At 69.9% G+C, this 12,256-nt stretch carries 7 protein-coding genes; 2 read left to right on the plus strand and 5 right to left on the minus strand.

Annotation, left to right across the window (positions count from 1 at the left end; genetic code table 11):
* Positions 1–2: 2 nt before the first annotated feature.
* The gene (locus HUA76_RS06065) at positions 3–3,785 is read right to left on the minus strand and encodes a DUF4157 domain-containing protein (RefSeq protein ID WP_174460240.1); all 3,783 of its coding nucleotides are present in this window, start codon (positions 3,783–3,785) and stop codon (positions 3–5) included.
* A 146-nt stretch (positions 3,786–3,931) separates the two neighbouring features.
* Here HUA76_RS06065 and HUA76_RS06070 point away from each other — a divergent pair, with 146 nt between their 5' ends.
* Positions 3,932–5,662, plus strand: coding sequence for a hypothetical protein (locus tag HUA76_RS06070; RefSeq protein WP_174460241.1), 1,731 nt, complete (start codon positions 3,932–3,934; stop codon positions 5,660–5,662).
* Between the two features lie 171 nt (positions 5,663–5,833).
* Positions 5,834–6,298, plus strand: a complete 465-nt coding sequence (locus tag HUA76_RS06075; protein ID WP_174460242.1) for a hemerythrin domain-containing protein — start codon at positions 5,834–5,836, stop codon at positions 6,296–6,298.
* Between the two features lie 62 nt (positions 6,299–6,360).
* On the opposite strand, the gene HUA76_RS06080 is transcribed toward HUA76_RS06075, so the two are convergent.
* The 4 genes from HUA76_RS06080 to kdpB form a co-directional block, all read right to left on the minus strand.
* A complete protein-coding gene (locus HUA76_RS06080) occupies positions 6,361–8,205 on the minus strand; it encodes an ATP-binding protein (protein ID WP_174460243.1) in 1,845 nt (614 codons plus the stop codon).
* Positions 8,202–9,365 carry a sensor protein KdpD gene (locus tag HUA76_RS06085; RefSeq protein WP_141641717.1) on the minus strand — a complete coding sequence of 388 codons (1,164 nt, stop codon included), beginning with the start codon at positions 9,363–9,365 and terminating at the stop codon, positions 8,202–8,204. The genes HUA76_RS06080 and HUA76_RS06085 overlap by 4 nt, the downstream gene beginning before the upstream one ends.
* 162 nt (positions 9,366–9,527) lie before the next feature.
* Positions 9,528–10,172 (minus strand): potassium-transporting ATPase subunit KdpC, encoded by a 645-nt coding sequence (kdpC, locus tag HUA76_RS06090; RefSeq protein WP_174460244.1) that lies wholly within the window; start codon positions 10,170–10,172, stop codon positions 9,528–9,530.
* Positions 10,173–10,192: 20 nt separating this feature from the next.
* Positions 10,193–12,253: a potassium-transporting ATPase subunit KdpB gene (gene kdpB, locus HUA76_RS06095; RefSeq protein ID WP_141641719.1), complete on the minus strand. Its 2,061-nt coding sequence runs from the start codon at positions 12,251–12,253 to the stop codon at positions 10,193–10,195.
* Between the last annotated feature and the right edge of the window lie 3 nt (positions 12,254–12,256).

Below are 12,256 nucleotides of genomic sequence, written 5' to 3' on the forward strand. Positions count from 1 at the left end.
ACTCAACGCGGCGTCGCCACACGAGGATGCGCGCTGATTCGGAAGCCCGCGGGCAACACACCGCTGGGAATCTCAGGAGACAGCGAGACGCCCTCGATGAGCTCATAGGTCAGCAGCCACCGGTCCGTCTGCTGCTCGCGGACCACGACGCGGGCTCGGACGTTGTAGAGCGCGATCTGCTCCTCGGTCGGCGGACGGAAGCCCGAAATCCAGAGCAGCACCTCCGTGTTCAACTGATGGTCGGGACTCCCGTTGCGCACCTGCACCCGGGCATCCTCGACCTGTCTGCCCGAGCCACGTCCCGGATACGGCCGCGTCGCCGCATCCACCACGGCGGGTCCCGTCCGCGCATCGATGACGAGGTCATCCTCTCCCGTGTCAGGCGCGCCGCCAGCACCCGGCTGTGGCACCGGGACCGTTTCCGGTCCCGTGCCTCCACGAGGTGCCTCGGGCCGCGACGCCGTCGTTCCGCCTCCAGGCCCCGGAGGATTCGGTGCCGTTGCGTCACCGGGTTGCGTGCCCGTGCCGCGAGCCGCCTGCTCACGGCGCTGGCGCTCCCGGTCCGATGCCGTGACGCCCCACTGCTGCGTGGTGTCCACCGGCGCTGACGGGTCCGTGCGCCGCACCTCCAGCAGATACGTGGCCAGGTCCAGCAGCCCTCCCGTCGCGGTGGGATTGCTCTGCGCCGCGAAGCGCTCCATGTCCGCGGCCGTCGCACCACTGGCGATGATGCGGTCGCCTATCGTGCGCAGGTCCTCCGCCGTGAGCGGCCGGCCCGCGGGGATGCCCATGCGTCGCGACATGCGAGCGAAGGCCCGGAGACGCTCCTCGCCCACGCGCTCGGCCAGCCCAATCATCGCATCCGCCAACGCCGGGTCCGGCATCGAGCGCCCACCACCAGCACCACCGCCGCCGCCACCACCACCGCTTCCGGGCTGGCAAGCCACCTCGCTGGCGGCGACCTGCGTGGAGACGGTGATGGGGCGGAGGATGCCGCTCAGCCAGCCGGGCAACTGGGCGTTGGTGAACGTGACGACGCTGCTCGCCAATTGCGTGGGGAGGCGCCCGAGCCACGGTATCGCGGTGACATACGGCGCGGCCTTCGTCTGGAACCAGCAGGACGCCACCACCTCCGCGAGCAGCGCCTCGCCCACCGCCTGCGCGAGAATCCACAGACAGCCCCAGCCGGGCGGAGACAGACACTCGAGGAGCCGAAGCCCCCACCGCGCGTAGCTCACCAGCCGGCCGATGTCGGCCACCATGGTCTGGAACTCGTTGAGCTGGTCCAGCACGGTGATGACACCGTTGATGACCGACTCTCCGAGCAACTGCTCCAGGTTCTCCATCGCGGCCCGCTGGACCTGGTCCTTGATTTCGTTCATCCGACCCGCGAGCGCGTCCATCGCCTCCTCGGTGTCGACGCCCGTCCACTCCTGAATCTTGTCCTCCACGCCTCCGACGAGCGACTGGATGAGCTGGTCGAAGGTGCGGTCCACCAGGATGCGTCCCGCCACCTTCAAGAGCTGGAACGCGGCGTTGATGACAGCGCGAGTGAGGCCGTCGCCCGTCGCGCGGGTGGAGCGCGCACTCAGCGCGCCCTGGATGCGGTCTCTCAGCCACTCGTAGGCATTGGCGACCTTCTCGAAGAGCCAGCCGAAGTGGTAGCGGAAGAAGCCGAACGTGCGCGCACTCGCCCCCGTCCACATCTTCACGGCGCTGTTCGTGTTGCGCGACTCCAGCTCGACCGCGGACAGCGGGGTCGTCGTCCAGCCGTCGCGCAACAGTCGCTGGTGGGCACTCACCAGGTCCGTGGCGGCGTCGGCGTTCTGCTTGTCCGCGCGAGACACCTGCCGGTACTGCTGCGAGTAGCGCGTGAGCGCCTGCGTCCACTGCGGATACTGCGCGCGGAACGGGTCGAGCTGCGGCGGGCCTCGGCGCCGGATGGCTCGGCCAAAGTCCTTTCCGAACTTCTTCTTGAGCGCCTTGGGCGGAGCCCCGAGCACACGTGCGAGCCGGGCGGGACGCAGCTTGGGTTGTCGCCCAGGCGTCCTGCGCCGGATGGGGAACTGGAACAGCGGATCTCTCAGATGGGTGATGATCTGCGGCCCCAGCGCCTGGATGCTCCGGGGGAGCCGGGGATTGGTGGGGATGCTGTCCGGCACCCAGGCGTAGACCCACGAGCCCGGGTTGCCCTCGAACCTCACGCGCAGACGTCCTGGGACGGAGACGTAGCCCTGCTCCCGGAGGTAGCGCCGGACGGAGCGCTTCTCCAGGTCGAACTCCTTGATGATGAGGTCCTGGGACACCTGACTGGTGTTGCCGGGCTGGTACTCGGGGGGAATGGTGAGGTCCGCTTGAGCGAAGCGGTTGATGCTCGGGTTCCAGTTGGTCCCCGAGGGCTGCCGGTTGGCGTAGTCGTTGGTGTGGCCCGCCGCCGCGCGGAAGGCCTCCTCGTAGCGGGTGAGCTGGGGCTCGGGGTCCGCGCCGAAGGCGGGCTTCATCTCGCCGAGGGTGATTTGCGTCGGCGCCTGGTCGACGCGCGTGATGGCCCCGCCGCGCGTCCGAGGGCCCTGCGGCGCACTGCCCACGGCATGGTCATACCCGCCGGGAGCCACGAGGTCGCCGGGCGCACCCAACCACCTCGGGTCGTCGTGGGCGTTGAAGCGCACGGCCACGGTGTTGTTCCCGCCGGGCCCGGAGGCCCGGTAGAAGTCCGCCTCACCGCGCGTCCCCAGGCCGCCCGCGCCAGTGCCACGCTCGGGCACGGGCGCCTCGCCGAACACACCGGAGGCATTCGCCATGGCGGGGATGAGCCGTCGGTGCGCGGTGGTGCCCGTCTCGTGGGCGGGCTCCCAATACGGGACACGCTGGATGCGCTGGGGTGCGCCGCCCGCGCCCTCGCCGCCGAGTGCGCGCGGCTGCGTCTGCTGGAGCACGTGCGCCAGCTCGTGGGCGAGGATGAAGGACGGCTCCGCGCGCTGGCCCGCGCCCAACCAGACATGGCTTCCATAGGTGAAGGCGTAGGACTGGAGCGCCTCGTTGCGTCGGACCGACTCGCCATCGGCGTGGATGCGCACCGAGGACAGGTCATGCCCGAAGCGCTCCTCGAAGAAGCGCCGCACCCGCTGGGGCATGGGACTGCCGCCCAGGGTGAGGCCCGCCTCGTCGCCACCGGACGGCGCGGCACCCGCCGGGGGTGGAGCAGGAGGCGGAGGGAGCGCGCTGTCCGCAGGGGGCGTGCTCGGAGGAGCCAGCCCGTGCTCCCACTCGAGGGCCCCGCTCGCACGCTCGTCCGGTTCATTCGAGGGACCTTCGAGTGCCGCCTGCGGAGTGGCGGCAAGCGCGATGCCCGGAGCAGCCGCGACGCTGGCGGCAGGCGGGACAGGCGCGTTCGAGGGCGCGGAGGGAAGGGCCTCCGAGCCACCGGGCGATGCGCCGCGCAGGCCCAGGACCTCCATGGCGATGGCGTCGGCTTCGCGCTCGAAGGGGTCGTCTTCCGGGCCCACCGCCGCCTTGCGCTGGATGCCCCATCCCGTCGCGGTGGGCGGCCGTGACGGTGGGAAGAGAGGGATTGAGGCGAAGTCGAAGGTGGCGCCTCCACCCGACAGGGACAGCGCGTCAGCGTCCTGCTCCGTGGCGCCTCCGCCCGCGAGCGCACCGAGAAAGAGTTCTGACCGCGCGGAGGCCGGTTGGAAGTCGTGCGTATTCTGCGTGGAGCGCGCAGGTGCGGGGGGCGGACGGGATGGAGCTGGCGTCTGGAGCGCCTTCGCTTTCGCCTGGGCCATCGTGCGTCCCCCGCTTCGATGACAGCTTTCAACACCCCGCTCGCGCCGCAGCGACATAAGCTAGCGCAACCGTGGAGCGGGGTGCCAACCGCCAGCGCCCAGGGGGGCGTGACTGGCGCGGGCACATCCCACCCGTGAGGTCTGCCATGCCGACCCAGGTCCCAGAGCCCACCGCGTTCTTCCGCCCGCCACGCACTTCGCCGGAGCTCGCCATCCTGGAGGCCGCGCGCGCGCTGCGAGGCCGCTCGTCGGGCGAAATCACCGGTGTCCTCCTGACCGAGGACAACGAGGGCACACCGAGTCCACAAGGCGCGCTGTCGGAAGTCGTGTTCGGCCCGGTGCGGGACTTCCGGTGCGCATGCGGGAAACTCGTAGGCCCGGAGCATGCGGGTGCGCGGTGTCCCCTCTGCCACGTCGAGTGCATTGCCTCCTCGGCGAGAGCGGAGCGGTGGGGACATGTCGCGGCCTCGGGGGGACTTGTCCACCGCGCGTTGGGGAGACTGGTGGCTCGATGTCTGGGCTGGACGGAAGAGCATGTGTGGCAGGTCGCCTTCTTCCAGGCCTGTGTCGAGGAGGGCGAAGTGGTTCCGCTGATGCCGGGAGGTGACCCGCGCATGGCGGACAGCGGACCGGCGATGCTCCGCCGACTGCTCTCGGAGAAGGACGTGGGCGCCGACTGGCCGGCGGAGCTGTCGGCCGCGGGCTTCTCGCCGCGCGAGCTGATTCTGGATGAGGTCCCCGTGACACCGCCCGCACAGCGTCCGTTGAACCAGATGCCCGGTGGTGCGCGGATGCCGGGCCTCGACAGTGTGCGCTATCAGGAGCTGTTGGCGTCCAATGGACGGCTGCGTGCGATGCGCGAGGCTGGCCGCGAGGATGTGTACTCGGACTTCGAGCACCTCGCGCTCCAGACCGCGTTCGATGCCCTGTGTGTGCAGCTCGGCGCGGAGCCCGGAGGGCCACCACCTGAGGAGCGCTCGGTCCGGCCAGGGATGACGTTCTCTCGCGAGGCCCGGTACTGGCTGCGGGATGACCGGATGGACGTGGAGCTGTTCCCGCCGCCGCAGTTCGAGGGGGAAGCGGAGACGCAGAGGCCGACGGGCTGCGCGTTCCTCGGTCAGGACGCCGCGCTCGTGTGCTTCCCTTCGGTCGCGGTCATCCTCGGGCTCGACGATGGACAGGTCCGAGCGACGCACGAGCTTCCTTCACCGGTGCGGCTCGTCACGGTGTCGCCGGAGGGTGCGCATGCGCTGTTCACCTTCGATGGTGAGCTGCATGTGTTGGATTTGCGCGACGGGACGTGGGTGACGGATGCGCCGGGCATGTCGCTCGCCGCGGCGGTGGAGCGCGCGGGGAGCGTCTATCTCGTGAATGCACGGGTGGACTCGACGGTGGAGCTGGTCGAGGTGCGCAAGTACCTCCAGCGGCAGGCCACGTCGCCGGATGGGAAGCTGCTCTGGGCGGAGGACCGCTCGGGACGTGGCGGGGTGTACTCGGTGGACACGGGCCTGCGGTGGGTGGACCGAGGTGGCTGGCGGCTCGACACCCCCGTCCCGAAGCTGCAAGCGGATGGCACGGTGACACCGGCGCCCACGGAGGAGGACTTCACCGAGGACCTGGAGCACTTCGCCAAGGAGCACGGCGGCCGAACGGACTCCGCATTCACGTTGGGAGCGGATGGCCGGTGGCGCTTCCTGGACCTGGGGTTGCTCGTGGTGGATGGCGCACCCGTTCGCAGGCTCGCGTTCCAGGGCTCGGCGGGCGCCTTCGATATCACCGGCGAGCGACTGCTCATCGCCAGCGAGGACTCCCTGTTCCTGCTCGAAGTGGGACAGGAGCCACGCATCCTCCGGCGATTTCCGCTGTCCCCGGTGTAGCCCCGCACGGTTTCAAGCACTCGACGCCTTGTGCCCGGAGGGAGCGCTCCCCTGCCCACTCCCCCACGTGGGACATGGCGAGGGAGCTTGCGCGCCCATGCCTGTGATTGCCACGACCCGCATGCATGCGGACCGTTGTGCGGCGACCCCAACGACACAAGGAGCGCACCCGTGGACGTCATCGACCTCTTGATTCAACAGCACCGCGAAGTCGACGCCTTGTTCCAGGCATTCCGCCGCGCCCCGGACGACACGAGCCGGAAGGAGCTCTGCATCCAGCTCGCGGAGGCGCTGATGCTGCACACCACCATCGAGGAGCGCTGGGTCTATCCGAAGGCCACCCGCGTGGTGGGCGACGAGAAAATCGAGCACGCGGAAGAAGACCATCAGGAGATGACGAAGCTCCTGGGCGAAATCGTCCGGATGCGCGACGACATGAACGCCGTGAAGGCCCGGGTCGACTCACTCGAGCGAGTGGTGAAGCGCCACATCGCCGACGAGGAGCAGAACATCCTCCCGCAGGTCACCAAGAACGTCACCGAGAAGGAAATCGGAATGTCCTGCAAGGACCTCGTCCGCGAGGCCTCCAAGATTCGCCGCGAGGAGATGAAGGACTGGGGCGAAGCCTCCGTGTGACGAAGTCCTCCTGGTGAACGAGCTCCCGCCCGTGCCTCCGACAAGGAGCACGGGCGGGAGTGTCACGTCGGCTCCACCGCCGCCGCCTGCTGCGGCAGCGTGAACCAGAACGTGCTCCCCCGCCCCGGAGCGCTCACCACGCCCAGCTCTCCGCCGTGCGCCTGGACGATTTCCTTCGCGATGGACAACCCCAACCCCGCGCCACCCACCGGGGCCCCGGGCGCGCGGTAGAACTTCTCGAAGATGCGGCCCTGCTGCTCCGGTGCGATGCCCTCACCCGTATCCCGCACCTCGAAGCGCACGTGCGTCCCCTCACGAGCCACTCGCACCTCCACCTCGCCCCCCGCCGGCGTGTGTTTCACCCCGTTGCCCACCAGGTTCCCCAACACCAGGCCCAGCCGGTCCGGGTCCACGTCCACTGACTCCACCTCCAGCCCCACCTGCCTCGACAGTCGCACCCCGCGCTCCGCCGCCGCCGAGCGCTGTGAGTCCAGCGCCGCCTCCACCAGCTCCTCCGCCGGCACCCGCCGCACCTCCAGCCGGAGCTGCCCCGCCTGGATGCGAGACAAGTCCAGCAGGTCATCGACGATGCCCTGCAAACGCTCGCAGTCCTCGCGCGCCGCGAACAGCAGGTCCGCCTGCTTCTCCGTCACCGCGCCCACCATGCCCTCGGCCACCAGGTGCACCGCCATGCGCAGCGACGTCAGCGGCGTGCGGAACTCATGCGCCACCGTGGCCACCAGGTCGTTCTTCAGCTCGTCGAAGCGACGCAGCCGCGTCACGTCCTGGAGAATCACCGTGGCGCCCACCACCTCGCCCGTCTCCCCGTACACGGGACTCCCACGCGGCAGGAGCCACCGGTCTCCATCCGCCAGCTCCACCCGCACCGCCTCCTCGTAGCCGCGAGGCTGATACGCGCCCTTGCCGCCCAGCACATGGCCGCGCACCCGCTCCAGCACCTCGCGCGCCTCCGGCACCACGCGGCCCAGCACGTCCCCGCCGCCTTCCAGCGACAGCTTCAGCACGTCCTCCGCCGAGCGGTTGACGTTGAGCAACACCCCATCCGAGCCGAACACCACCACCGGGTCCGGCAGGCTGTCGATGGCCGCCTGCGAGGCGGACTGCGCCTGGAGCAGTTCGCCCAGGCTGCTCTGGCGATACTGCTGGAGCGCCTCCGCCATCGAGTTGAAGTCCTGCCCGAGCTGCGCGATTTCGTCCGTCCCCTCCACCACCGCGCGCACCGCGTAGTCACCTCGGCCCAATCGCCGCACCGCCTGCGACAGCACCGACACGGGCCGCAGCGCGCGATGCGTGAGGGACGTGGAGGCGAACAACCCCACACCGAAGGCCGCCAGCACCGCCAGCACCATCAGCGTGTTCACCTGGTCGCTCTGTCGCCGCAGCTCCTCGCTCTTGTGCACCATCGCGTCCTGGTTGAGCGCCAGGATGGATGCCGCCGCCTCCTTCACCTCACGGAAGGCGGGCTCGATGCTTCGGAAGTACACCACCTTCCGCTCCGCCTCCGAGGACAACAGGAGGAACGCGTCATACGCCACCTGGTAGCGCGACCAACCCGCGCGCAGCCTGCGCGTGGCCTCGGCCTCGCCAGGCTCGGTGACGTTGCCTTCTTGAAGGCGCAGCTCCGACTCCAACACCTGACGCTGCGCGGACTGCTGTGCCTCACCCCGCTCCAGCTCCCCCGCGACGATGAACAGGGCGGCGCTGTCCATCCGCTCCAGTTGCTCGGTCATCCGCTGCGTCGCGAGCACGCTGCGGTAGTTGTCCTGGAGGATGCGCTGCCCGGAGCGCCCCAGCCGGGCCAACGTGACGACGGCGACCACGCCCACCAGGGCCAGGGCCAGGGCCAGGGGAGCCTGGGCCAGCAGCAACCTCAGCCTCAGCGTCATGAACGCTTCTCCTCGGGCGCGGGGTCGAAGGCCACGACATGGATGTCGAAGCCCTCGCCTTCGCGCAGCAGCCGCACGTCCGCCGCGCGGCCCAGGGCCCGCCTCCACCAGGGCTGATGCGAGCGGCCCACCATGATGTGGCCCACGCCGTGCGAGCGCGCGAAGTCGAGAATCGCCTCCACCGGGTCCTTCGAGCGCAGCCGCACCACCTCCGCGCCCAGCTCCTTCGCCTTCTCGATGTTGGCCAGCAGGTGCCGCTGCGCCTCCGCGTCGATGAGGTGCGGGGCCTCGCGCGGCGTCTCCACGTACACCACGAACCAGTCCGTGTTCAGCCGCCCCGCCATGCGCGAGCCTCGCCGCAGCAGGGTGGCCGCGCGCGGAGGGTAGCTCGACAGCGCCACCAGCACCCGGCCCCAGGACGCGCCCTTCTGCTGTCCCTCGTCTCCCGCGCGCGACGGCAGCCCGGCGGTGGCGCGGTCCAGGCTCTCCGCCACCTCTCGCAGCGCCAGCTCGCGCAGCGTGGACAGGTTCTCCCCCTTGAAGAAGCTCTCCAGGGCACGTGGCACCTTGTCCTCCGCGTAGATCTTCCCCGCTTTCAGCCGCTCGTGGAGGTCCTCCACCGCCAGGTCCAGGTTCACCACCTGGTCGGCGCCCTTCAGGAAGCTGTCGGGGAGCGTCTCGCGCACGATGACGCCGGTGGTGCGCTCCACCAGGTCATTGAGGCTCTCCAGGTGCTGCACGTTGAAGGCGCCGATGACGTTGATGCCCGCGTCGAGCAGTTCCTGCACGTCCTGGTAGCGCTTGCGGTGTCGACACACCGGAAGGTTGGTGTGGGCCAGCTCATCCACCACCGCGACCTGGGGCCTGCGCGCGAGCACCGCGTCCAGGTCCATCTCCTCCACCGTGACGTCGCGGTAGGTGTGCTCCTTGCGTGGCACCACCTCCAGCCCCTCCACCAGGGCCTCTGTCTCCTTGCGACCGTGGGTCTCCACGAAGCCGAGCACCACGTCCACGCCCCGGCGCTTGAGGGCGTGCGCCTCCTCGAGCATCCGGTACGTCTTCCCCACGCCAGCCGCGAAGCCGATGTAGAGCTTGAGCCGACCTCGCCGGCCCCGCTCCACCAGCTCCAGAAAGTCCTCCGCACGCGAACGTCGCGTCATCGTCACCCTCGGACCTCCACAGCGGAGGCGCGAGCGACAATGCCCGCGCCTCCGCACGAATGCATGGGGAGAATGGACTCCGTCATGAGGGACCGTCGCACGGTACGAGCACGAGACGGCGCGCGCCGCCCCCTGGGAAACAGCGCCGGTGCGCGCGTTGACTCACGGAGTTCCCGTGGGTGCCACCGCCGGAGTCACCGCGCCCATCGGCTGCGCGGGCTCCGAGGCGAGCCGACCGAACTGCCGGTCCAGCGCCAGGTTCAGCAGCAGCACGTTGACGCGCGGCTCGCCCAGCACGCCGAGCGTCCGTCCCTCGACGTGCGAGTTCACCACCGCGAGTACGCGCTCCGGCGCCACGCCTCGCGCCTTCGCCACGCGCGGCGCCTGCCAGCGCACCGCCTCCGGCGACAGGTGCGGGTCCAGGCCGGACGCCGACGTGGTGACCAGCTCACCGGGCACCAGCCCTGGCGTGTCCGGGTTCTCCTGGCGCAGGCGCTCGACCTCCGCCGTCACCCGGTCCCGAAGCTTCTGGGACGTCGGCCCCAGATTGCTGCCCGAGGACGCCGCCGCGTCGTAGCCCGCCCCCGCCGCCGACGGGCGCGGCTGGAAGTAGCCGCCTCGGGTGAAGCCCTGACCAATCAACGCGCTGCCCACCACGCGGCCCTGCTCGTCCTTCACGAGCGAGCCCTGGGCCTGGGAGGGGAACAACAGCTGCGCCACGCCGGTGACGGCGAGCGGATACAGCACACCCGTGAGCACCAGGGTGACGACACAGGCGCGCAGGGCGGTGACAAGAGTGGAGACCATGATGAGGAGCCCTTTCACTTTCAGGACAGGCCCACGGCCGTGAGCAACACGTCCAGGGCCTTGATGCCGACAAAGGGAACGATGACGCCGCCGACTCCGTAGACGAGCAGGCTGCGCCGCAGCAGGGCCGCCGCGCCCAGCGGGCGGTAACGCACACCGCGCAGCGCCAGGGGAATCAGCGCGATGATGATGAGCGCGTTGAAGATGACCGCCGCCAGAATCGCGCTGTACGGCGACGACAAGCCCATCACGTTGAGCGGAGCAATCTGGGGAAACACCCCCATGAACAGCGCCGGGAGGATGGCGAAGTACTTCGCCACATCGTTGGCGATGGAGAACGTCGTCAGCGTCCCGCGCGTCATCAGGAGCTGCTTGCCCACCTCCACCACCTCCAACAGCTTGGTGGGGTTCGAGTCGAGGTCCACCATGTTCCCCGCCTCCTTCGCCGCCTGCGTGCCGGTGTTCATCGCCACGCCGACGTCGGCCTGGGCGAGCGCGGGCGCGTCGTTGGTGCCGTCACCCGTCATCGCCACCAGCTTGCCCTTGCCCTGCTCGGTGCGGATGAGCGCCAGCTTCGCCTCGGGCGTCGCCTCCGCGAGGAAGTCATCCACGCCCGCCTCACGAGCAATCGCCGCGGCGGTGCGCGGGTTGTCGCCGGTAATCATCACCGTGCGGATGCCCATGGCCCGGAAGCGGTCGAAGCGCTCCTTGATGCCGCCCTTCACCACGTCCTTCAGGTGGATGATGCCGAGCAGCCGCGAGCCATCCGCCACCGCCAGCGGCGTGCCGCCCGCGTCACCAATGCGGCCCGCCGCCACGGTCAGCTCCGCCGGCACCGCGCCGCCCTGGGCCTGCACGTGCTTGACGATGGCATCCACCGCGCCCTTGCGGATGCTACGCGGGTGCGGGTCCACCAGGTCGCACCCGCTCATGCGCGTCTGCGCGGTGAACGGGACGAACGTCGCGTGGTGCGCCAGCAGCTCGCGCGGACGCATCTTGTACGTGTCCTTCACCAGCGTGACGATGGAGCGCCCCTCGGGCGTCTCGTCCGCCAGGCTCGCCAGCTGCGCCGCCTCCGCCAGGTCCTCCATGCGGACACCCGGCATGGGCAGCAGCTCCGTGGCCATGCGGTTGCCCAGCGTAATCGTGCCCGTCTTGTCGAGCAGCAGCGTGTCCACGTCTCCCGCCGCCTCCACCGCACGGCCGCTCATGGCCAGCACGTTCTTGCGCAAGAGCCGGTCCATGCCGGCGATGCCGATGGCGCTCAACAGGCCGCCAATCGTCGTGGGGATGAGACACACCAGCAGCGCCACGACGGCCGTACCCGACAGCGGCACACCGGAGTAGAGCGCCAGCGGCACCAGCGACACACACGCCAGCAGGAAGACCACCGTCAGGCCCACCAGCAGGATGTGCAGCGCTATCTCGTTCGGCGTCTTCTGCCGGGCCGCGCCCTCCACCAGGCCAATCATCCGGTCCAGGAAGGACTCACCCGGGTTGACGGCGATGCGCACGACAATCCGGTCCGACAGCACCTTGGTTCCACCCGTCACCGCCGAGCGGTCTCCACCGGACTCGCGAATCACCGGCGCGGACTCGCCGGTAATCGCGGACTCGTCCACGCTGGCGATGCCCTCCACCACTTCACCGTCACCCGGGATGAGGTCACCCGCCTCGCAGACGACGAGGTCGCCCTTGCGCAGGTTCGGCGCGGGCACACGCTCCTCGCGCCCGTCCACCAGTCGCCGCGCGGTGGTGTCCTTGCGCATCTTTCGCAGCGCGCCGGCCTGGGCCTTGCCGCGCCCTTCCGCCACGGCCTCCGCGAAGTTCGCGAACAACACGGTGAACCACAGCCACACCGCCACCCAGACGGTGAACCACAAGGGCGCGCCGTCGGTGCGCGGGGAGACCAGGTCCTTCACCACCAGCACCGTGGTGAGCAGGCTGCCCGCCCACACCACGAACATGACGGGGTTGCGCGCCACGTCACGCGGGTGGAGCTTCTTCAGGCTGTCCAGCAGCGCGGGTTTGAGGAGAGACACGTCGAACAGCGACGCCGGCTTCGAGGATGCGGAGCTCATGGC

It is taken from the genome of Myxococcus sp. CA056, assembly GCF_013336715.1.
Taxonomy (GTDB): Bacteria; Myxococcota; Myxococcia; order Myxococcales; family Myxococcaceae; genus Myxococcus; species Myxococcus llanfairpwllgwyngyllgogerychwyrndrobwllllantysiliogogogochensis.

Excerpts from the sequence above, each read along its gene's own strand:
- kdpC (WP_174460244.1), bottom strand. The coding sequence starts at position 10,172 with ATGGTCTCCACTCTTGTCACCGCCCTGCGCGCCTGTGTCGTCACCCTG.
- HUA76_RS06085 (WP_141641717.1), bottom strand. The coding sequence starts at position 9,365 with ATGACGCGACGTTCGCGTGCGGAGGACTTTCTGGAGCTGGTGGAGCGG.
- HUA76_RS06070 (WP_174460241.1), top strand. The coding sequence starts at position 3,932 with ATGCCGACCCAGGTCCCAGAGCCCACCGCGTTCTTCCGCCCGCCACGC.
- kdpB (WP_141641719.1), bottom strand. The coding sequence starts at position 12,253 with ATGAGCTCCGCATCCTCGAAGCCGGCGTCGCTGTTCGACGTGTCTCTC.
- HUA76_RS06080 (WP_174460243.1), bottom strand. The coding sequence starts at position 8,205 with ATGACGCTGAGGCTGAGGTTGCTGCTGGCCCAGGCTCCCCTGGCCCTG.
- HUA76_RS06065 (WP_174460240.1), bottom strand. The coding sequence starts at position 3,785 with ATGGCCCAGGCGAAAGCGAAGGCGCTCCAGACGCCAGCTCCATCCCGT.